Here is a 21,192-nt window from a genome sequence, read left to right on the forward strand (position 1 = left end):
TTGTGGCCCCCGCGCTGCGGCGAAGGGGCAAGCCTGGGACTCAGCAGTGCGCTGCCGACGCCGCAATATCGGCCCATCAACAGATATCCGTGACGGGTGCGAGATTTTTCGGGGCAAAAAAAAACGCCCCCTCTCGGGAGCGTCCTTTGTTGAAACGCCAGCGTATTACTTGCGTTTCATCGACAAGAAGAACTCGTCGTTGGTCTTGGTCGTTTTCAGCTTGTCGACCAGGAACTCGATGGCGGCGACTTCGTCCATCGGGTGCAGCAGCTTGCGCAGAATCCACATGCGCTGCAGTTCGTCGTCGGCGGTCAGCAACTCTTCGCGGCGGGTGCCGGAGCGGTTGATGTTGATGGCCGGGAACACACGCTTCTCGGCGATCTTGCGATCCAGAGGCAGTTCCATGTTGCCGGTACCCTTGAACTCTTCGTAGATCACTTCGTCCATCTTCGAGCCGGTTTCAACCAGCGCGGTGGCGATAATGGTCAGCGAGCCGCCTTCTTCGATGTTACGCGCGGCACCGAAGAAACGCTTCGGCTTCTCCAGGGCGTGGGCATCGACACCACCGGTCAATACCTTGCCGGAGCTCGGGATCACGGTGTTGTAGGCACGGGCCAGACGGGTGATGGAGTCGAGCAGGATCACCACGTCTTTCTTGTGTTCGACCAGGCGTTTGGCCTTCTCGATCACCATTTCAGCAACCTGCACGTGACGGGTCGGCGGCTCGTCGAAGGTCGAGGCAACCACTTCGCCGCGCACGGTGCGCTGCATTTCGGTCACTTCTTCCGGACGCTCGTCGATCAACAGCACGATCAGGTGAACTTCAGGATTGTTACGGGCGATGTTCGCTGCGATGTTCTGCAGCATGATCGTTTTACCGGCTTTCGGCGGTGCGACGATCAGACCACGCTGGCCTTTGCCGATCGGTGCACACAGGTCGATCACGCGACCGGTGAGGTCTTCGGTGGAACCGTTGCCGGCTTCCATCTTCATGCGCACCGTCGGGAACAGCGGCGTCAGGTTCTCGAAGAGAATCTTGTTTTTCGCGTTCTCCGGACGATCGAAGTTGATCGTGTCGACCTTGAGCAGGGCGAAGTACCGCTCGCCTTCCTTCGGAGGCCGGATCTTGCCAACGATGGTGTCACCGGTGCGCAAGTTGAAGCGGCGGATCTGGCTCGGCGAGACGTAGATGTCGTCAGGGCCGGCGAGGTAGGAAGCGTCTGCGGAGCGCAGGAAGCCGAAGCCGTCCTGGAGAATCTCCAGCACGCCATCACCGGAGATTTCCTCGCCGCTTTTCGCGTGCTTTTTCAGCAGGGAGAAAATCACGTCCTGCTTGCGCGAACGGGCCATATTTTCTATGCCCATCTGTTCGGCCAATTCGAGCAGTTCGGTAATCGGCTTTTGCTTGAGTTCAGTCAGATTCATATAGGAATGACGTAATCATTTATGGAGGGGGGAAATTAAGCTTTTGGCTTAATGAGGCCGCGCCGCGGAGAAGGCGACAGGATCGCGAACTAATTCGAAAAGGAGTGCGTCGGCGACGGCTAGCAGGGGGCATTGGAGAAACCAGTGCGGGGCCGAATGTACCACCTGAGTTTCGGAGCGTCTAGCCCTGAATACGCAAAAAGCCCCGCGATTTGCGGGGCTTTTTTTCAGCGTTTTACTGCGACGCTCAGATGTTGGCGTCGAGGAAAGCCGCCAGCTGCGACTTCGACAGTGCGCCGACCTTGGTCGCTTCAACGTTGCCGTTCTTGAACAGCATCAGCGTAGGGATACCACGCACGCCATGCTTGGCCGGGGTTTCCTGGTTTTCGTCGATGTTCAGTTTGGCGACAGTCAGCTTGCCTTTGTAAGTCTCGGCAATCTCGTCCAGAACCGGTGCGATCATTTTGCAAGGGCCGCACCATTCAGCCCAGTAGTCGACCAGGACAGCGCCTTCGGCCTTGAGTACGTCGGCTTCGAAGCTAGCGTCGCTAACGTGTTTGATCAGATCGCTGCTCATGGAATTCTCCAGGTTGTAAGCAAAAAAACGTGGCCCATCATAGCCGCCCTTCCCTTGTTCAGGAAGCCGCAGATGATTGAGTGTTGCTATGGCCCTTGATGAGTTTGGGTATAGCTCAAGTCACGCCGTGGCGGGAGCGATGAAGGCGATTCCGGTGCGCAGGGCGGCGTTGCGCACATGTTCCTGCATGGCTTTCTGCGCCGCCGCCGAAGCGCGGCGCGCCAGTGCGCGGAGGATCTTGCGGTGTTCCTGCCAGGTTTCCATGGCGCGCTCGGCGCGGATGAACGGCAGTTTCTGGCTCTCGAGAAAGATCTCGGCGCTGGCGGTGAGGATGCTCAGCATCGCCTGATTGCCGCTGGCGAGAAGGATGCGCCGGTGAAATTCGAAGTCGAGTTTCGCCGCTGCCTCAAAGTCGCCGAGCTTCAATTGCTCGCGCATGGCCGCAACGTTGTCTTCCAGCGCATCCAGATCGAACGTGCTCAACGTCACTGCCGCCAAACCTGCTGCAAACCCTTCGAGCGCATAGCGCAATTGAAAGATATCCAGCGGCGATGCCTGCGCCGCAAACGACCAGCCTGGCGCGTTGTCGCCGCGCGACAATTCGACCGGTGACTGCACGAACACGCCCTTGCCCGGCTGAATGCTGACCACGCCCAGTGCACTGAGCGACGACAGCGCTTCACGCAACGATGCCCGACTGACGCCCAGTTGCAGCGCCAGATCCCGTTGCGAAGGCAACGCGTCGCCGGCACCGAAGCCCTGTTCGGTGATCAGTTTGCGGATCGCTTGCAGCGCCACTTCGGGTACGGCGCGGGAGATCGAATTCATGATGTGCGGACGCGTCAGGGCCAAGGTGCGGCTAGTTGTAAAGCTATTCGTCGAGTCCGGCAAGTCGTGCCCCAGCGGGGTTCGGCGCGCACTGCCGATGCGCCATCGCAGTGCGAAAACCGAGTTGACTGTTCAGACCAGTAAGACCGAACCAAGCCGCTGATGCCGCGGCCTGCCGGGGCGAAATCCGCCTGTTGGCACGGCCCATGCTCTGTCCGATCGCAGCAACCACTTCCCGCCGATCCGGAGATTGTCCATGACCCAGCGTTACAGCGCCCTCCTCGCTTCCCTGTTTGCCGGCCTGCTGCTGTGCCAGGCCCCCGCTCACGCCGACGGTCTGGACGACGTGGTCAAACGCGGCACGCTGAAAGTCGCCGTGCCCCAGGACTTCCCGCCGTTCGGCTCGGTCGGCCCGGACATGAAGCCGCGCGGCCTGGATATCGACACGGCGAAACTGCTCGCTGACCAACTCAAGGTCAAACTCGAACTGACCCCGGTCAACAGCACCAACCGCATCCCGTTCCTCACCACCGGCAAAGTCGATCTGGTGATTTCCAGCCTCGGCAAAAACGCCGAGCGCGAGAAGGTCATCGACTTCTCCCGCGCCTATGCGCCGTTCTACCTCGCCGTGTTCGGTCCGCCAGACGCTGCGATCACCAGCCTCGACGACCTCAAGGGCAAGACCATCAGCGTCACCCGGGGCGCCATCGAAGACATCGAGCTGAGCAAAGTCGCCCCCGAAGGCGTGACCATCAAACGTTTCGAAGACAACAACTCGACCATCGCTGCTTATCTGGCAGGCCAGGTCGATCTGATCGCCAGCGGCAACGTGGTGATGGTGGCCATCAGCGAGAAGAACCCCAAGCGCGTGCCGGCGCTGAAGGTGAAGCTCAAGGATTCCCCGGTCTACGTGGGCGTGAACAAGAACGAAGCGGCGTTGCTGGCCAAGGTCAACGACATCCTCAACACCGCCAAGGCTGACGGCGCACTGGAAAAGAACTCGCAGACCTGGCTGAAAGAGCCGCTGCCGGCCGATCTCTGATCGACTGCGCGGGAGACGTTCATGGCTTATCAGTTCGATTTTATGCCGGTGGTGGAAAACACCGACCTGCTGCTGCGCGGCGCACTGTTCACGCTGGAGCTGACCGCCATCGGCGCGCTGCTCGGGGTCGGCGTGGGCATTGTCGGCGCGCTGGTGCGAGCGTGGCAGATCCGCCCGTTCTCAGCGATCTTCGGCGTCTACGTCGAGTTGATCCGCAACACGCCGTTTCTGGTGCAACTGTTCTTCATCTTCTTCGGCCTGCCGTCGCTCGGCGTGCAGATTTCCGAGTGGCAGGCGGCAGTGCTGGCGATGGTGATCAACCTTGGCGCCTATTCGACCGAGATCATCCGCGCCGGCATCCAGGCGATTCCGCGCGGGCAGCTGGAAGCGGCTGCGGCATTGGCGATGACGCGCTTCGAAGCGTTCCGCCACGTCGTCCTGCTGCCCGCGCTGGGCAAGGTCTGGCCGGCGCTGAGCAGCCAGATCATCATCGTCATGCTCGGTTCGGCGGTGTGTTCGCAGATCGCCACGGAAGAATTGAGCTTCGCCGCCAACTTCATTCAGTCGCGCAACTTCCGCGCCTTTGAAACCTATGCGCTGACCACCCTGATCTATCTGTGCATGGCGCTGCTGATCCGCCAGTTGCTCAACTGGTTCGGGCGTCGGTTCATTGCGAGGAGCAGCCAATGAGCGATTTCACTTTCTGGGACATCCTGCGCAACCTGCTCACCGGCCTGCAATGGACCCTGGCGCTGTCACTGGTGGCGTTCATTGGCGGCGGCCTCGTCGGGCTGCTGATTCTGGTGATGCGCATCTCCAAGAACACGCTGCCAAGCAGCATCGCCCGCACCTGGATCGAGCTGTTTCAGGGCACGCCCCTGTTGATGCAACTGTTTCTGGTGTTCTTCGGCGTGGCGCTGGCCGGCATCGAGATTTCGCCGTGGATGGCCGCGGCGATCGCTTTGACCTTGTTCACCAGCGCCTATCTGGCGGAGATCTGGCGCGGTTGCGTCGAGGCCATTCCCCACGGTCAGTGGGAAGCCTCGTCGAGCCTGGCGCTCAATCCGCTTGAGCAGTTGCGCTACGTGATCCTGCCGCAAGCGCTGCGCATCGCCGTGGCGCCGACCGTGGGCTTCTCGGTGCAAGTGGTCAAAGGCACAGCGGTGACCTCGATCATCGGCTTCACCGAACTGACCAAGACCGGCGGCATGCTCGCCAATGCCACGTTCGAACCGTTCATGGTCTACGGCCTCGTCGCCCTCGGCTACTTCCTGCTCTGCTACCCCTTGTCCCTCAGTGCGCGCTACCTGGAAAGGAGACTGCATGCCTCTGCTTAGAATTTCCGCCCTGCATAAATACTACGGCGATCACCACGTACTCAAAGGCATCGATCTCAGCGTCGAGGAAGGCCAGGTCGTGGCGATCATCGGCCGCAGCGGCTCGGGCAAATCGACCCTGTTGCGCACGCTCAACGGCCTGGAATCGATCAACGATGGCGTGATCGAAGTCGACGGCGAATACCTCGACGCCGCCCGCGCCGATCTGCGCAGCCTGCGACAGAAGGTTGGCATGGTCTTCCAGCAGTTCAACCTGTTCCCGCACCTGACCGTCGGCGAAAACGTCATGCTCGCGCCGCAAGTGGTGCAGAAAGTACCCAAGGCCAAGGCAGCCGAACTGGCGCGCGAAATGCTCGAGCGAGTCGGGCTCGGGGAGAAATTCGATGCCTTCCCGGACCGTTTGTCCGGTGGTCAGCAGCAACGGGTGGCGATCGCCCGGGCTTTGGCGATGTCGCCGAAGGTGCTGCTGTGCGATGAAATCACCTCGGCGCTGGACCCTGAGCTGGTCAATGAAGTGCTCAGCGTGGTGCGGCAATTGGCCAAGGAAGGCATGACGCTGATCATGGTCACCCACGAGATGCGCTTTGCCCGGGAAGTCGGCGACAAACTGGTGTTCATGCACCATGGCAAGGTGCATGAGGTGGGCGATCCAAAGGTGTTGTTTGCCAATCCGCAGACGGCCGAGCTGGCGAACTTTATTGGCACGGTGGAAGCGACAGCCTGAAGCAGCCTCATCCTGATCGTTCCCACGCAGAGCGTAGGAACGATCAGGTTTGAACCATGCGCGTTGGCGCCAGCGTTTGATCGTGGCACGATGTCGGGGTTATCGACCGAGACCCCCTGACCATGCCGCAATCCCAAGCCAAGAATCTGTCCCTGATCGCCGCAATCGACCTGGGCTCCAACAGCTTTCACATGGTCGTGGCCAAGGCCCAGAACGGCGAAATCCGCATCCTCGAGCGCCTCGGCGAGAAGGTGCAACTGGCCGCCGGCATCGACGACGCGCGCCAGCTCAACGAAGAATCGATGCAGCGCGGCCTCGATTGCCTCAAGCGCTTTGCGCAACTGATCAACGGTATGCCGCTCGGCGCCGTGCGCATCGTCGGCACCAACGCCCTGCGTGAAGCGCGCAATCGTGGCGAATTCATCCGCCGCGCCGAAGAAATCCTCGGCCACACGGTAGAAGTCATTTCCGGCCGTGAAGAAGCGCGCCTGATCTATCTCGGCGTTTCGCACACGCTCGCCGATACCCCTGGCAAACGTTTGGTCGCCGACATCGGCGGCGGCAGCACCGAATTCATCATCGGCCAGCGCTTCGAGCCTTTATTGCGCGAAAGCCTGCAAATGGGCTGCGTGAGTTTCACTCAGCGTTATTTCAAGGACGGCAAGATCACCCCGGCGCGCTACGCCCAGGCCTACACGGCGGCGCGCCTGGAGATCATGAGCATTGAGCACGCCCTGCATCGCCTGACCTGGGATGAAGCCATCGGCTCCTCCGGTACGATTCGCGCCATCGGCCTGGCCTTGAAGGCTGGCGGCCACGGCAGCGGCGAGGTCAACGCCGAAGGCCTGGCGTGGCTCAAGCGCAAGCTGTTCAAGCTCGGCGACGCCGACAAGATCGATTTCGAAGGCATCAAGCCTGACCGCCGGGCGATCTTTCCGGCGGGCCTGGCGATTCTCGAAGCAATCTTCGACGCCCTCGAACTGCAACGCATGGACCATTGCGAAGGCGCGCTGCGCGAAGGCGTGCTCTACGACCTGCTCGGCCGCCATCACCATGAAGACGTGCGCGAACGCACCCTGACCTCGCTGATGGAGCGCTATCACGTCGACCTGGAACAGGCAGCGCGGGTCGAGCGCAAGGCCCTGCACGCGTTCGATCAGGTTGCTGCCGACTGGGAACTGGATGACGGCATCTGGCGCGAACTGCTCGGCTGGGCGGCGAAGGTCCACGAAGTCGGCCTCGACATCGCTCACTATCACTACCACAAGCATGGCGCCTACCTCATCGAGCACTCCGACCTGGCAGGCTTCTCGCGAGAAGACCAGCAGATGCTCGCGCTATTGGTGCGCGGGCACCGGCGCAATATTCCCAAGGACAAGTTTGCCGAATTCGGCGATGACGGCATCAAACTGATTCGCCTGTGCGTGCTGCTGCGGTTTGCCATTCTGTTCCATCACATTCGCGGAACCCAGGCGATGCCGCAGGTGGCGCTGCATGCCAATGGCGACCATCTCGATGTGGAATTCCCGGAGAACTGGCTGGATGAAAATCAGCTGACCCAGGCGGATTTCGGCCTGGAAGCGGATTGGCTGACGCGGGTTGGAATTGTCCTCACGGTGCACTGAGTAACTGGCTGGCACAAAAAAGGCGATCCGTTAGGATCGCCTTTTTATTGGGTTTGGCTTGAGAGCGGCGGTGTAGCTCTCCCCTCACCCCAGCCCTCTCCCGAGGGAGAGGGAGCCGATTTGTACTAGCGTTGAGGCCAGAGTTCGATCAGGTATTTCAGGTCAGTGTATGACGCAAGACACCTCGGTCAGTCCCCTCTCCCTCCGGGAGAGGGTTAGGGTGAGGGGCTTTTGACCTTCGGCACTTAACTGCTGACAGGCAATATCGGGCTGCCCAGCCGCTCCAGCAACGTCGCCTGGGCACTGCGCGGGTTCTGGTTGCCGGTGGGTGTGTTGCGGATGTAGCGGCCGTCCGACTGCAAACTCCAGCTGTGGGTGTTGTCGGTCAGGTACAGCTCCAGCTCCTTCTTGACCCGAGTCAGCAGTTTCTTGCCTTCCACCGGGAAGCAGGTCTCGACGCGCTTGTCGAGGTTGCGCTCCATCCAGTCGGCGCTGGAGAGGAACATCTGCTCGTCGCCGCCGTTGAGGAAGTAGAACACCCGCGTGTGCTCAAGGAAGCGGCCAATGATCGAGCGCACATGAATGTTGTGCGAGACCCCGGCGATGCCCGGACGCAGGCAGCACATGCCGCGCACCACCAGATCGATGCGCACGCCGGACTGGCTGGCCTTGTACAGCGCGCGGATGATCTTCGGATCGGTCAGCGAGTTGAACTTGGCGATGATGTGCGCCGGTTTGCCTTCGAGGGCAAACTGGGTTTCGCGGGCAATCATGTCGAGCATGCCCTTCTTCAGGGTGAACGGCGCATGCAGCAGCTTTTTCATGCGCAGCGTCTTGCCCATGCCGATCAACTGGCTGAACAGTTTGCCGACGTCCTCACACAAGGCGTCGTCGGAGGTCAGCAGGCTGTAGTCGGTGTAGAGCTTGGCATTACCGGCGTGGTAGTTGCCGGTACCGAGATGCGCATAACGGACGATCTCGCCAGCCTCACGGCGCAGGATCAGCATCATCTTGGCGTGGGTCTTGAAGCCGACCACGCCGTAGATCACCACTGCGCCCGCCGCTTGCAGACGGCTGGCCAGTTGCAGGTTGGATTCCTCGTCAAAGCGCGCACGCAGCTCGATCACCGCGGTGACCTCCTTGCCGTTACGCGCGGCGTCGACCAGCGCATCGACGATCTCCGAGTTGGCGCCGGAGCGGTACAGCGTTTGCCGTACGGCCAATACATGCGGGTCTTTCGCGGCCTGACGCAGCAGGTCGACCACCGGCGTGAACGACTCGAACGGGTGCAGCAAGAGGATGTCCTGCTTGCTGACCACACTGAAGATGTTTTCGCTGTTCTGCAGCAGTTTCGGGATCTGCGGGGTGAACGGCGTGTATTGCAGCTCTGGATGGCTGTCCAGACCGGTGATGCTGAACAGGCGAGTCAGGTTGACCGGGCCGTTGACCTGATACAGCTCGGTCTCGCTCAGGTTGAACTGCTTGAGCAGATAGTCCGAGAGGTGTTTCGGGCAGGTGTCGGCAACTTCCAGACGCACCGCGTCACCGTAGCGCCGCGAGAACAACTCGCCACGCAGGGCGCGGGCCAGGTCTTCGACGTCTTCGGAGTCGAGCGCCAGGTCGGCGTTTCGGGTCAGACGGAACTGGTAGCAGCCTTTGACCTTCATGCCCTGGAACAGGTCATCGGCGTGGGCGTGGATCATCGACGACAGGAATACATAGTTGTCGCCAGCGCCGCCGACTTCTTCCGGGACCTTGATGATCCGCGGCAGCAGACGTGGCGCCGGAATGATCGCCAGACCGGAGTCGCGCCCGAAGGCGTCGATGCCTTCGAGCTCGACGATGAAGTTCAGACTCTTGTTCACCAGCAGCGGGAACGGGTGCGTCGGGTCGAGGCCGATCGGGGTGATGATCGGCGCGATCTCGTCGCGGAAATAGCGGCGTACCCAAGTCTTGAGCTTGGTCGTCCAGTTGCGCCGACGGATGAAGCGCACCTGATGCTTTTCCAGCTCGGGCAGCAGAATATCGTTAAGGATCGCGTACTGGCGGTCGACGTGACCGTGGACCAGCTCGCTGATCCGCGCCAGCGCCTGATGCGGCTGCAAGCCGTCAGCACCGGCCTGTTCGCGGGCAAAAGTGATCTGCTTTTTCAGCCCGGCGACGCGGATCTCGAAGAATTCGTCGAGGTTGCTGGAGAAGATCAGCAGGAACTTCAGCCGCTCCAGCAACGGGTAGGACTCGTCCAGCGCCTGTTCCAGCACGCGGATGTTGAACTGCAATTGCGAAAGCTCGCGGTGGATGTACAGGCTGCTGTCATCCAGGCCGGGGATGGCGATCGCCGGCACCGCCGCAGCGGTTTCGGCAACCGGCGCGGGTGGCGCAGGCTCCAGTTCCGGCGGGGTTTCGGTGATTTGCTCGACCACCGGCTGAGCTTCTTTTACGGCAACTTCAGTGAGTCCTTCGGTATTCATGGAATGTTCCTGGGAGGGCTATTTCTGCTCTCGTAACAATTGAGCGGCACGAACGGCAAAGTAAGTCAGGATGCCATCTGCACCGGCACGTTTAAAGGCGGTCAGTGACTCGAGGATCACCGCTTCGCTCAACCAGCCATTCTGGATAGCGGCCATGTGCATGGCGTATTCGCCACTGACCTGATAGACGAAGGTCGGCACCTTGAAGGCATCTTTGACGCGAAAAAGAATGTCCAGGTAGGGCATGCCCGGTTTGACCATGACCATGTCCGCGCCTTCGGACAAGTCCGCACCGACTTCGTGCAGCGCTTCGTCGCTGTTGGCCGGGTCCATCTGATAAGAGGCCTTGTTGGCCTTGCCGAGGTTCGACGCCGAACCCACGGCATCGCGGAAAGGGCCGTAGTAGGCGCTGGCGTATTTGGCCGAGTAGGCCATGATGCGCACGTTGACGTGGCCGGCAATTTCCAGCGCCTCACGTATCGCCTGGATGCGGCCGTCCATCATGTCCGATGGCGCCACCACCTGCGCGCCGGCTTCGGCGTGGGACAACGCCTGACGCACCAGCGCATCGACGGTGATGTCGTTCTGCACGTAGCCGTCTTCGTCGAGAATGCCGTCCTGACCGTGGGTGGTGAACGGGTCCAGCGCCACGTCAGTGATCACGCCCAGCTCCGGGAACCGCTCACGCAGGGCGCGAGTGGCGCGCTGGGCGATGCCTTCGGGATTCCACGCTTCGGCAGCATCGAGGGATTTCAGTTCAGGCGGCGTGACCGGGAACAGCGCCAGCGCCGGAATGCCCAGCTCGACCCATTTCGCCGCTTCTTCAAGCAGCAGATCAATGGTCAGTCGCTCGACGCCCGGCATCGAGGCCACGGCTTCGCGGCGGTTTTCACCGTCGAGCACGAACACCGGCAGGATCAGGTCATCGACCGTCAATACGTTTTCACGCACCAGCCGCCGCGAAAAATCATCACGACGATTGCGACGCAGACGAGTGGCTGGGAACAGACGATTGGCGGGGGTAAAGCTCACGGCAGACTCCTGAGCCCGGGCAAACGGGCGAGCGTGACAGTTATAGACGGCCATTATGACTAACAGATGACAGTTATGTGTGCTCTGTGACAGGTAGCCGCAATCCATTGTCGATGTAGGAAATGTTCACGTCGAGACACATTTGGACACTTTCATGAATGTGCCCGAAGGGTTAGGCTGCGCGTTCATTTCGCCAGCACCCAGACAATGCTCCAACAATTTCTGCACGACTTTGGCTACTTTGCCTTGTTCCTCGGCACGTTCTTCGAAGGCGAAACCATTCTGGTGCTCGCAGGCTTCCTTGCGTTCCGTGGATACATGGACATCAACCTGGTGGTGGTTGTGGCGTTCTTCGGCAGCTATGCCGGCGATCAGCTGTGGTACTTCCTGGGGCGCAAGCACGGGCGCAAATTGCTTGCGCGCAAGCCGCGCTGGCAGATGATGGGCGACCGCGCGCTGGAGCACATCCGCAAACATCCGGACATCTGGGTCCTGAGCTTCCGCTTCGTTTATGGCCTGCGCACCGTGATGCCGGTGGCGATCGGCCTGTCCGGTTATCCACCGGGACGTTACCTGCTGCTCAACGGTATCGGCGCGGCGATCTGGGCCACCGCACTGGCTGCGGCGGCTTACCACTTCGGCGCAGTGCTGGAAGGCATGCTCGGCAGCATCAAGAAGTACGAGCTGTGGGTGCTCGGCGCCTTGCTGATCCTCGGGCTGGGCCTGTGGCTGCGGCGCCGCTTCAAGAATGCGCAACTGGCAAAGAAAATCTATCAGGACGAGCAGCTCGCCAAGGCCGCCGAGGCCGAGCAATTGCGTCAGGCCGAAGCGACCCCTCCTGCCGGACCGAAAACGCCAGCCGAATAAGCCATTCGCTGGCGGCTGCCACGCGCATTCCAGGCAAATAATGAACACCCCGCCGCCGTTGCGATCCATTGAGAGAGCGCTCTGTTCCCGCGCGCGTCAGCCATGCCCCTATGGCCACGCGCGACGATTTAAGGGACATTGAGCGCCATGAATCTGGAGAGAAGCCCATGAGCAAAAAAGTTGCAGTGATCCTGTCCGGCAGTGGCGTGTACGACGGCGCCGAAATCCAGGAAAGTGTCATCACCCTGCTGCGCCTCGACCAGCGCGGCGCACAGGTGCAGTGCTTCGCGCCAAACATCGCGCAATTGCATGTGATCAACCACCTGACCGGCGAAGAAATGCCGGAATCGCGCAACGTACTGGTGGAATCGGCGCGGATTACCCGGGGCAACGTCAAGGATATCCGCGACGCCGATGTCGAGGATTTCGACGCACTGATCGTGCCCGGCGGTTTCGGCGCGGCAAAGAACCTGTCGAACTTCGCGATCGAAGGCGCCGGCTGCACCGTGCAACCTGAAGTGCTGGCCCTGGCCGAAGCATTTGCCGAAGCGGGCAAACCGGTCGGGCTGATCTGCATCTCCCCGGCGCTGGCGGCGAAAATCTATGGCCCGGGCGTGACCTGCACAATCGGCAACGACGCCGACACCGCTGCGGCCATGAACAAGATGGGCGCCACCCACGAAGAGTGCGCCGTCACCGAAATCGTCGAAGACAAGGCGCGCAAACTGGTCACCACCCCGGCGTACATGCTGGCGCAGACCATCAGTGAAGCGGCTTCGGGGATCAACAAACTGGTCGACCGCGTGCTCGAACTGACCCACGAAAACGACGCTTGAAATCAAAAGATCGCAGCCTTCGGCAGCTCCTACAGGTTTCGTGTCGCGCCGTGATATTGCGGCATACACCGCCCCTGTAGGAGCTGCCGCAGGCTGCGATCTTTTCAGGGCTTGCGGGTGAGCCGGGTGAGAATCCGATCCAGCGCATTGGCAAACGCCTGCTTCTCGCGCTCGCCAAACGGCGCCGGGCCGCCGCTCATCTGGCCCTGCTCCCTGAGATCGGTGAACAGATTCCGCACCGCCAGCCGCTCGCCCATGTTCTGCGCATCGAACTCCTTGCCGCGCGGATCCAGTGCCGCCACGCCCTTCTTGACCAGCCGATCGGCCAGCGGAATATCGCTGCAGATCACCAGCTCGCCCGGCACGGCGTGCTCGACCAGATAATCATCCGCCGCATCCGGCCCGCTCGGCACCACGATCAGTTTGACGATGGCCAGCCCCGGCTTGGTCTGCGGCTGCCCGGCTACCAGCACCACTTCGAACTGGCGCTTGAGGGCGAATTTCACTACAAGATCCTTCGCCGCCCGTGGACAGGCGTCGGCATCAATCCATACACGCATGTTCTTGCCTCCAAAAAATTCGCGAGCAGGCTCGCTCCCACAGGATACATACCGAACCTGTGGGAGCGAGCCTGCTCGCGAATATGAGCGCAGCGAATGCCTTTATGCAGCCGAAACCCGACGCTTCTCCGCCACCCAACTGCGCCCATACAGCACAGCAATCGCCACAATCGCCACCACCTGCGCGGTCAGCGAATAGGCATCGGCATGGATCCCCAGCCAGTCGAATTCAAAGAACGCGACCGGCCGTGTGCCGAAGATCCCGGCTTCCTGCAAGGCCTTCACGCCATGCCCGGCAAACACCACCGACAGCGCGCACAACAGCGCGGCGTTGATGCTGAAGAACAGCGTCAGCGGCAGTTTCGCCGAGCCGCGCAGAATCACCCAGGCCAGGCCGACCAGCAGCACCAGCGCCGTCGCGCCGCCGGCCAGCACGGCGTTGTGCCCGGCTGGACCGGCCTGCAGCCACAGGGTTTCGTAGAACAGGATCACTTCAAACAACTCGCGATAGACCGAGAAGAACGCCAGGATCGCAAAGCCGAAACGTCCACCGCCGCCGACCAGACTGCTTTTGATGTAATCCTGCCAGGCCGCCGCATGACGGCGGTCATGCATCCACACGCCGAGCCACAACACCATGACGCTGGCAAACAGCGCGGTGGCGCCTTCCAGCAACTCACGCTGCGAACCGCTGACGTCGATGACGTACGCCGCCAGTGCCCAGGTACCCAGACCTGCCAGCAGTGCCAGACCCCAGCCAACGTTGACACTGCGTACTGCCGATTGCTGACCGGTATTGCGCAGGAAGGCGAGGATCGCCGCCAGCACCAGAATCGCTTCCAGGCCTTCGCGCAGCAGAATCAGCAGGCCGGAGATGAAGCTCAGCGACCAGCTCAGACCATCGCTGCCCAGCAGGCCGGCGGATTCCTTGAGTTTGGCTTTGGCCGCGTCCAGACGCTGTTCGGCCTGCTCGACCGGCAGACCATCCTGCAATGACTGCCGATACGCCATCAGCGATTTTTCGGTGTCCTTGCGCACGTTGGCATCGACGTTATCCAGCGAGCTTTCGACCAGTTCGAAGCCTTCCAGATACGCCGCCACCGACAGGTCATAGGCCTGATCGTGTTCACCGGCGCGGTAGGCCGCGAGGCTTTTGTCCAGCGTGGCGGCGGTGTAATCGAGCAACTGCGCCGGACCGCGCTTGACCTGCGGCGGTTGCGCGCGCTGGGCACGGAACGTCGCCGCGACCTCTGCGCCCTCGGCAGCCTGCACCTCGGCCGGGGTCTGGCGGGCCAGGTCGGCGATGTTGTAGACCTTGTCGGACTTGGCGGCCGCCGCATCGGCGCTGAAGCCGGCGATGTAGGTGGCCAGATCCCAGCGCTGGCGATCATCGAGCTGATCGGCGAACGCCGGCATGTCGGTGCCTTCGACGCCCTGGCCGAGGGTGCTGTAGATCGCGTACAGACTCAGGTGATCCATCCGCGCAGCGTCGCGCAGGTTGGCTGGCGCAGGGGTCAGACCGACACCGGCCGGGCCGTCGCCAGCACCAGTGTCGCCGTGGCACACCGAGCAATTTTGCGCATACAGCGGCGCACCGCGTGTCGGGTCCGGAGTGATGATCGGTGCCTGGCTGACTTCATAAGCCACCGCCAGTTTCGCCCCCAGCTGTCGGGCCTGACGGGCGACATCAGCACCGTCCTGCTTCGCAGTGATGGCGGCGTGCAAAGATTCGACGCCCTGTTCCAGCGCGGCTTTTTCCGGTTTGGCTGGCAATGCAGTGATCAAGCCTTGCAGAACCTGGGTGAATTCCAGCTGCTCGCGGTATTCGCCATCGTCGATGACTTTGCCTGCCGCGACCGTCGGCGGGTAATCGGCACTGATGTAATCGAGCAGGTGCAACGCTTGCGGCGCGCCTTCCACGGTATCGGCCAGCAGCGGCAGGCTGCTCAGGGACAATAACGGGAACAGCAGCCAGGCCAGCAATCGGGACGAGGCAGTCATGAACGAATCTCAAATGGAAATGCGAAGTTACATATTGTTCACTTCGAAGACATTTCTCTCAAGCTTTGTCGGCGTTTCGCTTTGATTGGCAGGAAATACCCGGCAGACGGCAGCAGCGTTTGTCGCCGAGTATTGCCGCACTGCCCGCTGCCGATTGACGCTCGATCAAGATCGCAGCCATTTGCCACCATCCACTTTATACTGCCCGCCCCAGAGCATTTGCGCGCAAGGAATCAACCTCAATGCGGAGTCTTCCGTTCGTTTTGCTGCTTTGCGTCGCTGTTCAGTTGAGCGGTTGTGCCGCCTATCGCAACTACGATCTTGAAATGCAGCAGACCACCGAGCAAATGACCCGGGGCAATCTGACCGGGGCTCTGGCACTGGTGGAAATGAACAACCCGTGGGAAGACAAGGATCTGCTGTATTACCTGGAAAAAGGCGCGATCCTCAGCGCTGGCAGTGCCCTGCCCGACAGCCAGGACGCCTGGCGCAATGCCGACCGCATGATCTTCCAGCGCGAGGAAGCCAACCCGTCCGGCGCGATGAAATTACTGGCCCGTTTCGGTGATGAAATGGGCACGATGCTGGTCAACGACAAGCTGCGGCGCTATGAAGGCTACGATTACGAAAAGGTCATGTTGACTACGCAAATGGCCTTGAACCAGCTATCCGTCAATGACTTTGCCGGCGCCCGCGCAGACATCAGGAAAACCCACGAACGCGAAGCATTGATCGCCCGCCAGCGTGAAAAGCAATACGAAGCGGCCGAGGAACAGGCAAAAGCTCAAGGCAAAGTTCTCCATTACAAGGAACTGGAAGGCTACCCGGTCGCCTTGCTTGATGCGCCGCAGGTCGTTGAGCTGAAAAACGGCTATCAGAGTGCGTTCAGCCACTATCTGGCCGGATTCACCTATGAAGCCCTCGGCGAACGCGCCCTCGCGGCGGCCGGTTATCGTCAGGCGATCGAACTGCGGCCGGATATGCCCTTGCTGCAAAAGGCCCTGCGCAATCTCGACAAACCGCCAGCGAAAGCCGATGAAAGCGATGTGTTGCTGATTATCCAGAGTGGCCTGGCCCCGGCTCGCAGCTCCGTGCAGGTGCCGATCCCGGTTCGTCTGAACGAAACGCTGGTCATCATTGCGCCCATTTCATTCCCGGTGATGGTGCCGGACGCGGTCACACCCAACTTCAGCCATATCACCGTAGACGGTCGCAAACAGCCGTTGGTAGTGATCAATAGCGTGACCGATATGTCCATGCGCACACTGCGCGACGACATGCCGCAAATCATCTCGCGGGCGATGTTCCGCGCCAACATGGCCGCCATCGGTCAAGCGCAGGAAAACGAGCGCAACCCGGCGAAAGCCTCGTTGATCGTCACTCAGCATGATCCGTTCGAAGAAGCCGACACCCGCACATGGCGAGCGTTGCCGGACAAGACGCTGGTCGCCCGCCTGCGCTTGAAAAAAGGCCTGCATACCTTCCGTTTTGCGCCTGCGTCCATCGACCACCCTTTTGAAATGCGCGTCGACCAGGACCGCCAGATTCTGCACCTGCGGGTATTCCGGGATCAGGTCTATACCGTCGGATCAGCCTTTGTACCGAATCAAAAACCCGCGTCGGATACACCCGCTTCTGCGGAGAAGTGATGGCACCGCATCTGAAAATGCACCCAAAAAGCTATTACATAGCCATCACCCCACGTTTATAATGCCGCGCCCTCGCCCAGCGAGCCGGCATCAAAAGCTCCTCACGCATGAGGAATTGGCAGGAGGCCAGCGCCACCGTCGATAGGTCACACCAGCCCGACCAGCACACGCGGCTGCAAGTTTTGTTACTCAGGGAAGAAGTACCCATGGCATTCCGCGCTCCCATGCTGCTCGCGCTCAGCGCCGTCACGCTGTTGTCCGGCTGCGCAGCGTTTCGCAACTACGATTCCGAACTGGCCCAGACCAATCAGCAACTGGCATCCGGCAACGTCGACGCCGCGCTGACCCTGCTGGAAAAGAACAACACCGGCACCGACAAAGACCTGCTCTATTACTTCGAGAAAGGCGAACTGCTGCGCGCCAAGGGCGACCTGTCAGGCAGCCAGAACGCGTGGGGCAGCGCCGATCAGGTGGTCGGTCAATGGGAAGACGCGGTCAAGCTCGACTCGGCCAAGTACCTGGCGCAGTTCGGCAGCTTCATCGTCAACGACAAGGTGCGTCGCTACGAAGGCTATGACTACGAAAAAGTCATGCTGACCACGCAGATGGCTCTGAACCTGTTGGCGGTCAACGATTTCGATGGTGCCCGCACGGCGATCAAAAAGACTCACGAACGCGAAGCAGTGATCGCTGACCTGCGCGACAAGGAATACCTCAAGAGCGAAGAACAGGCCGAGAAAGAAGGCATCAAGACCCAGTACAAGGATCTGCAGGGTTATCCGGTGGCCAGCCTCGACGCGCCGGAAGTGGTCGGCCTGAAAAACAGCTACCAGAGTGCGTTCAGCCATTACCTGGCCGGTTTCGTTTACGAAGCCCTGGGCGAGAAGGATCTGGCCGCGCCGGGTTATCGCAAGGCTGCCGAATTGCGCCCGAACACGCCGCTGCTCGAGCAGGCGCTGGTCAACCTCGACAAGCCTTCCAAATCCGATGACAGCGACATTCTCATCGTCGTGCAGAGCGGTCTGGCCCCGGCCCGTGACTCGATTCGCGTACCGCTGCCGCTGCCGATTTCCAACAACGTGGTGATCACCCCGTTGTCGTTCCCGATCATCAAACCGGACACCTCCACCGCGCCTTTTGCGCAGATCGGCGTCGACGGCAAGCAGGTCGACCTGACCGCACTGAACAGCACCACCGCCATGTCCCGCCGCGCTCTGCGTGATGACATGCCGGGGATCATCGTGCGCACCACCGTGCGCGCGATCACCAAAGGCGTGGCGCAGAAGCAGATCAACGAAACCAATCCGCTGGCCGGTCTCGCTGTGGGTATTTCTTCAGCAGTGCTCGAAGGTGCCGATACCCGTACATGGCGCACCCTGCCGGACAACACCCAAGTGGTGCGTCTGCGCCTGAAAAAAGGTGAGCATCAGGTTACCCTGCCGAGCGCCGTCGGCGGCTCGGTGGTCAAGGTCACCGTCGACCAGCGTTACCAAGTGATCAGCCTGCGTGCCGTGGGCAACCAGGTATTCGCTGGCGGCATCGCTGCTCACGTAATGCCGAGCGCTGCCGCGACCAACGTCGCCAGCCTCAAACAACCTTAAGAACGGAGTCTTTGCAATGCGCTTGAAGATCATCGCCGTCGCCGCCCTCGCCTTGCTGGCAGGCTGCGCCACCCCGCCACCACCTGAGCCGGGCAGCGCCGCGAGCAAAGTCGTGGCCATGGGCCCGCAGAAACACATCGTCGTCGGCGCCATGCGCGTGGCTCGTGAAAACGGCTTCATGACCGTCAACGTGCAGTTGAGCAACACCCTTAACAGCAACAAGATTTTCTACTACCGCTTCGCCTGGCTCGGCGCCGAAGGTTTCCCGGTTGCCGAAGAAGAAGTGTGGAAAAGCCAGATGATGTACGGCGCCCAGACCAGCTTCATTCAGGCCATCGCCCCGACCCCGAAAGCCGTGGATTTCCGTCTGGAAATCAAGACGCCTTAAGCCCGCCACCCTATTTCTGATTGAGAGAGCTTTCTCATGTTTGCACGCTTTTCCTGCATCGCCGTCATCGCCCTGCTCGCCTCCGGTTGCGCCAACACCTCGCCGACCCTGGGCAGCAAGAACATCAGCTACGGCGACACCAAAGCGGTTGAAACCGTGACCAACGAATTCGGTTCGACCGACCTGCAAATGATCGCCGAGTCGATGACCCGCTCGCTGGCCCAGTCCGGCATTCTGCAGGGCCGTCCGGTGGTTCAGGTCTACGATGTGAAGAACAAGACCAGCGAGTACATCGACACCCGCGAAATCACCACCAGCATCAAGACCCAACTGATGAAAACCGGTGTTGCGCGCTTCGCCAGCGACAACAATGCAATGCAGAGCCAGGTCGACCAGCTCAAGCTGCAAAACCAGAGCGGCCTGTACAAGAAAAGCACCGTGGCCAAGACCGGCAACATGGTTGCCGCCAAGTACCGCATCGAAGGCTCGATCAGCTCGATCGTCAAGCGCAGCAGCGACTACAAGGACGTCTTCTACAAATTCAGCCTGCAGTTGATCGACGTCGAAAGCGGTCTGGCCGAGTGGATGGACGAAAAAGAGATCCGCAAAACCACGGAGCGTTAATCGATGCGCACATGGATTGGCATGATGGCCCTGGCTTGCGCGTTCAGCGCGCAGGCGGCCCCGAAGGTAGCGGTGACGGATCTGGCGTATCAGGAGCGCGTGGAGCAATACATCCACATCGTTTCGGCGCAGAGCAATCACCGCGAGAGTTACTACAGCGCCAGCGGTTCTTCGAGCTACAACGAGATCGAAGCGACCACCAGCTACATCGAACAGGGCGAGTTGCGCAAATTCACCGGCGACATCAAGGGTGAAATCCTGCGTACCGGCATGTTCCAGCTGGTGCAGGGCACGCCGTATACCGCCTCATCCAAAGGCGACGTGTATGACATGATCAAGCGCATCAAGGCCGGCAACTTCAAAGGCGCCGACTACGTGCTGTTCGGCACCGTGTCCGACATCGATTTCACCCAGGACATCAACGAGCTGGCGCACACCGACAGCTACTCGGCAGTGCTGGGCCTGACGCTGGTGGCGGATTTCAGCCTGATCAATACCAAGACCTACGAGATCACCTCGGCCTTCACGGCGATGGGCGAAGCGCAGGACACCAAACTGGTGAACCATCGCGACATCAAGATCTCGCTGAACCGTCCGCGGGTGGTGCGTGAGGTGTCGAAGGCCTTGGGCGAAGACGTGGCCGGGCAACTGAGCATGCAACTCGGTGGCGGTGACGGTTATGAGCAGCCGCGTGAAGCGCCGCAGCGCAATAATCTGCCGCGTGATACGGCGCCGGTGATTTTACGCTGAGCCGATCTGAGGACTTTTGTGGCGAAGGGCTCTGTGGCGAGGGGATTTATCCCCGTTGGGTCGCGAAGCGGCCCTCGCTATTGATTCAAGAAAAGCTCGCTTGCCCCGATGTCTCGGTAGAAATGAAAAAGGCGACCTCTTGAGGTCGCCTTTTTTCTGTCCGAGCGGTTTACGCCGCCGCTTTGCGCAACGTCGCCATGAACGCCGCCGCGCCAATGAATAACCCGGCAAAGGTGCGGTTCATGCGTTTCTGCTGCTTGGGCGTGCGCAACAGGCGCAGCACCTTCGACGCCAGTCCGGTGTAGCCGGCCATGACAATCAGATCGACGAAAACCATGGTCACGCCGATCACCACATACTGAATCAGCAGCGGCGCATGGGGATTGATGAACTGCGGCAACACCGCGAGCATGAACACCAACGCCTTGGGGTTGCTGATGTTCACCAGAAAGCCGCGAAACACCAAAGCCAGCGGCTTGCCGATCGGCCGCACTGCGGCGTCATCGCTCATGTCCATGGGCAGCGCCCGCCATTGCTTGATCGCCAGGTAAACCAGATAGGCGACACCGAACCATTTGATCGCATGGAATGCTGTGGCCGAAGCGGTGAGCACAGCGCCAACACCCGCGCCGACAATCGCGATCTGCACCGCCAGACCGATCTGCAGGCCCAGTGCGTTCCAGTAGCCGCGCCAGAATCCGTACTGCAGACCGCTGGACATCGACGCGATGGCGCCCGCGCCCGGGGACAGGCTGATCACCCAGCAGGCGGCAAAAAATGCCAGCCATGTTTGAAGCTCCATCGCACACCTCGGCTGATGCTTGTGACAAGTCGTCAAAACTAATGCTGTTTGGG

General features: G+C 60.8%; 20 protein-coding genes. 12 read left to right on the top strand and 8 right to left on the bottom strand.

Annotated features, from left to right (window positions below; translation table 11 throughout):
* Positions 1-165 precede the first annotated feature (165 nt).
* The 3 genes from rho to AB4N41_RS07655 all read right to left on the bottom strand — a co-directional run bounded on the left by rho (position 166) and on the right by AB4N41_RS07655 (position 2,830).
* Positions 166-1,425 carry a transcription termination factor Rho gene (gene rho / locus AB4N41_RS07645; RefSeq protein ID WP_003229334.1) on the bottom strand — a complete coding sequence of 420 codons (1,260 nt, stop codon included), beginning with the start codon at positions 1,423-1,425 and terminating at the stop codon, positions 166-168.
* Positions 1,426-1,672: 247 nt separating this feature from the next.
* The gene (trxA, locus tag AB4N41_RS07650; RefSeq protein ID WP_003206727.1) at positions 1,673-2,002 is read right to left on the bottom strand and encodes a thioredoxin TrxA; all 330 of its coding nucleotides are present in this window, start codon (positions 2,000-2,002) and stop codon (positions 1,673-1,675) included.
* A gap of 120 nt (positions 2,003-2,122) precedes the next feature.
* Positions 2,123-2,830 (bottom strand): FadR/GntR family transcriptional regulator, encoded by a 708-nt coding sequence (locus AB4N41_RS07655; RefSeq protein ID WP_056791723.1) that lies wholly within the window; start codon positions 2,828-2,830, stop codon positions 2,123-2,125.
* 256 nt (positions 2,831-3,086) lie between these two features.
* On the opposite strand from AB4N41_RS07655, the gene AB4N41_RS07660 reads away from it, so the two are divergent.
* The 5 genes from AB4N41_RS07660 (at position 3,087) to ppx (ending at position 7,558) form a co-directional block, all read left to right on the top strand.
* The gene (locus AB4N41_RS07660) at positions 3,087-3,872 is read left to right on the top strand and encodes a transporter substrate-binding domain-containing protein (protein ID WP_016772623.1); all 786 of its coding nucleotides are present in this window, start codon (positions 3,087-3,089) and stop codon (positions 3,870-3,872) included.
* 21 nt (positions 3,873-3,893) lie between these two features.
* Positions 3,894-4,562 carry an amino acid ABC transporter permease gene (locus AB4N41_RS07665; protein ID WP_024014752.1) on the top strand — a complete coding sequence of 223 codons (669 nt, stop codon included), beginning with the start codon at positions 3,894-3,896 and terminating at the stop codon, positions 4,560-4,562.
* Positions 4,559-5,209, top strand: a complete 651-nt coding sequence (locus tag AB4N41_RS07670) for an amino acid ABC transporter permease (protein WP_016772621.1) — start codon at positions 4,559-4,561, stop codon at positions 5,207-5,209. The genes AB4N41_RS07665 and AB4N41_RS07670 overlap by 4 nt, the downstream gene beginning before the upstream one ends.
* Positions 5,196-5,933, top strand: coding sequence for an amino acid ABC transporter ATP-binding protein (locus AB4N41_RS07675; protein WP_007911148.1), 738 nt, complete (start codon positions 5,196-5,198; stop codon positions 5,931-5,933). The genes AB4N41_RS07670 and AB4N41_RS07675 overlap by 14 nt, the downstream gene beginning before the upstream one ends.
* A 122-nt stretch (positions 5,934-6,055) precedes the next feature.
* Positions 6,056-7,558: an exopolyphosphatase gene (ppx, locus tag AB4N41_RS07680; protein ID WP_460138375.1), complete on the top strand. Its 1,503-nt coding sequence runs from the start codon at positions 6,056-6,058 to the stop codon at positions 7,556-7,558.
* Between the two features lie 245 nt (positions 7,559-7,803).
* On the opposite strand, the gene ppk1 is transcribed toward ppx, so the two are convergent.
* Positions 7,804-10,029, bottom strand: coding sequence for a polyphosphate kinase 1 (gene ppk1 / locus AB4N41_RS07685; RefSeq protein ID WP_101161521.1), 2,226 nt, complete (start codon positions 10,027-10,029; stop codon positions 7,804-7,806).
* A gap of 18 nt (positions 10,030-10,047) precedes the next feature.
* Positions 10,048-11,061, bottom strand: coding sequence for a porphobilinogen synthase (gene hemB, locus AB4N41_RS07690; protein WP_041476908.1), 1,014 nt, complete (start codon positions 11,059-11,061; stop codon positions 10,048-10,050).
* 207 nt (positions 11,062-11,268) lie between these two features.
* Between hemB and AB4N41_RS07695 the strand changes: the two genes are divergently transcribed.
* Both AB4N41_RS07695 and elbB read left to right on the top strand, forming a co-directional pair.
* Entirely contained in the window at positions 11,269-11,928 is a 660-nt protein-coding gene (locus AB4N41_RS07695; RefSeq protein ID WP_056791681.1) for a DedA family protein, read from the top strand.
* 167 nt (positions 11,929-12,095) lie between these two features.
* Complete coding sequence (gene elbB / locus AB4N41_RS07700; protein ID WP_460138376.1) at positions 12,096-12,764, top strand: isoprenoid biosynthesis glyoxalase ElbB; 669 nt, start codon at positions 12,096-12,098, stop codon at positions 12,762-12,764.
* Between the two features lie 104 nt (positions 12,765-12,868).
* Here elbB and AB4N41_RS07705 read toward each other — a convergent pair whose 3' ends face one another.
* Both AB4N41_RS07705 and AB4N41_RS07710 read right to left on the bottom strand, forming a co-directional pair.
* Positions 12,869-13,324: a YaiI/YqxD family protein gene (locus AB4N41_RS07705; protein WP_041476910.1), complete on the bottom strand. Its 456-nt coding sequence runs from the start codon at positions 13,322-13,324 to the stop codon at positions 12,869-12,871.
* A gap of 102 nt (positions 13,325-13,426) precedes the next feature.
* Positions 13,427-15,325 carry an FTR1 family protein gene (locus AB4N41_RS07710; RefSeq protein ID WP_095181268.1) on the bottom strand — a complete coding sequence of 633 codons (1,899 nt, stop codon included), beginning with the start codon at positions 15,323-15,325 and terminating at the stop codon, positions 13,427-13,429.
* Between the two features lie 242 nt (positions 15,326-15,567).
* Between AB4N41_RS07710 and AB4N41_RS07715 the strand changes: the two genes are divergently transcribed.
* From AB4N41_RS07715 to AB4N41_RS07735, 5 genes are all read left to right on the top strand, one after another.
* Entirely contained in the window at positions 15,568-16,974 is a 1,407-nt protein-coding gene (locus AB4N41_RS07715; RefSeq protein ID WP_150637080.1) for a COG3014 family protein, read from the top strand.
* 206 nt (positions 16,975-17,180) lie between these two features.
* A complete protein-coding gene (locus AB4N41_RS07720; protein WP_056791673.1) occupies positions 17,181-18,575 on the top strand; it encodes a COG3014 family protein in 1,395 nt (464 codons plus the stop codon).
* 16 nt (positions 18,576-18,591) lie between these two features.
* Complete coding sequence (locus tag AB4N41_RS07725) at positions 18,592-18,963, top strand: YcfL family protein (RefSeq protein ID WP_016772611.1); 372 nt, start codon at positions 18,592-18,594, stop codon at positions 18,961-18,963.
* A 36-nt stretch (positions 18,964-18,999) separates the two neighbouring features.
* Positions 19,000-19,587, top strand: coding sequence for a penicillin-binding protein activator LpoB (gene lpoB / locus AB4N41_RS07730; RefSeq protein WP_016772610.1), 588 nt, complete (start codon positions 19,000-19,002; stop codon positions 19,585-19,587).
* Between the two features lie 3 nt (positions 19,588-19,590).
* The gene (locus tag AB4N41_RS07735) at positions 19,591-20,337 is read left to right on the top strand and encodes a penicillin-binding protein activator LpoB (protein ID WP_236167750.1); all 747 of its coding nucleotides are present in this window, start codon (positions 19,591-19,593) and stop codon (positions 20,335-20,337) included.
* Between the two features lie 169 nt (positions 20,338-20,506).
* Here AB4N41_RS07735 and rhtB read toward each other — a convergent pair whose 3' ends face one another.
* On the bottom strand, positions 20,507-21,139 hold the full coding sequence (gene rhtB, locus AB4N41_RS07740) for a homoserine/homoserine lactone efflux protein (protein ID WP_024014759.1): 633 nt from the start codon (positions 21,137-21,139) through the stop codon (positions 20,507-20,509).
* Positions 21,140-21,192: the final 53 nt, after the last annotated feature.

It is taken from the genome of Pseudomonas sp. S2_A10 (genome assembly GCF_054668465.1).

Excerpts from the sequence above, each read along its gene's own strand:
- rho (WP_003229334.1), bottom strand. The coding sequence starts at position 1,425 with ATGAATCTGACTGAACTCAAGCAAAAGCCGATTACCGAACTGCTCGAA.
- trxA (WP_003206727.1), bottom strand. The coding sequence starts at position 2,002 with ATGAGCAGCGATCTGATCAAACACGTTAGCGACGCTAGCTTCGAAGCC.
- AB4N41_RS07655 (WP_056791723.1), bottom strand. The coding sequence starts at position 2,830 with ATGAATTCGATCTCCCGCGCCGTACCCGAAGTGGCGCTGCAAGCGATC.
- AB4N41_RS07660 (WP_016772623.1), top strand. The coding sequence starts at position 3,087 with ATGACCCAGCGTTACAGCGCCCTCCTCGCTTCCCTGTTTGCCGGCCTG.
- AB4N41_RS07665 (WP_024014752.1), top strand. The coding sequence starts at position 3,894 with ATGGCTTATCAGTTCGATTTTATGCCGGTGGTGGAAAACACCGACCTG.
- AB4N41_RS07670 (WP_016772621.1), top strand. The coding sequence starts at position 4,559 with ATGAGCGATTTCACTTTCTGGGACATCCTGCGCAACCTGCTCACCGGC.
- AB4N41_RS07675 (WP_007911148.1), top strand. The coding sequence starts at position 5,196 with ATGCCTCTGCTTAGAATTTCCGCCCTGCATAAATACTACGGCGATCAC.
- ppx (WP_460138375.1), top strand. The coding sequence starts at position 6,056 with ATGCCGCAATCCCAAGCCAAGAATCTGTCCCTGATCGCCGCAATCGAC.
- ppk1 (WP_101161521.1), bottom strand. The coding sequence starts at position 10,029 with ATGAATACCGAAGGACTCACTGAAGTTGCCGTAAAAGAAGCTCAGCCG.
- AB4N41_RS07695 (WP_056791681.1), top strand. The coding sequence starts at position 11,269 with ATGCTCCAACAATTTCTGCACGACTTTGGCTACTTTGCCTTGTTCCTC.
- elbB (WP_460138376.1), top strand. The coding sequence starts at position 12,096 with ATGAGCAAAAAAGTTGCAGTGATCCTGTCCGGCAGTGGCGTGTACGAC.
- AB4N41_RS07705 (WP_041476910.1), bottom strand. The coding sequence starts at position 13,324 with ATGCGTGTATGGATTGATGCCGACGCCTGTCCACGGGCGGCGAAGGAT.
- AB4N41_RS07710 (WP_095181268.1), bottom strand. The coding sequence starts at position 15,325 with ATGACTGCCTCGTCCCGATTGCTGGCCTGGCTGCTGTTCCCGTTATTG.
- AB4N41_RS07715 (WP_150637080.1), top strand. The coding sequence starts at position 15,568 with ATGCGGAGTCTTCCGTTCGTTTTGCTGCTTTGCGTCGCTGTTCAGTTG.
- AB4N41_RS07720 (WP_056791673.1), top strand. The coding sequence starts at position 17,181 with ATGGCATTCCGCGCTCCCATGCTGCTCGCGCTCAGCGCCGTCACGCTG.
- AB4N41_RS07725 (WP_016772611.1), top strand. The coding sequence starts at position 18,592 with ATGCGCTTGAAGATCATCGCCGTCGCCGCCCTCGCCTTGCTGGCAGGC.
- lpoB (WP_016772610.1), top strand. The coding sequence starts at position 19,000 with ATGTTTGCACGCTTTTCCTGCATCGCCGTCATCGCCCTGCTCGCCTCC.
- AB4N41_RS07735 (WP_236167750.1), top strand. The coding sequence starts at position 19,591 with ATGCGCACATGGATTGGCATGATGGCCCTGGCTTGCGCGTTCAGCGCG.
- rhtB (WP_024014759.1), bottom strand. The coding sequence starts at position 21,139 with ATGGAGCTTCAAACATGGCTGGCATTTTTTGCCGCCTGCTGGGTGATC.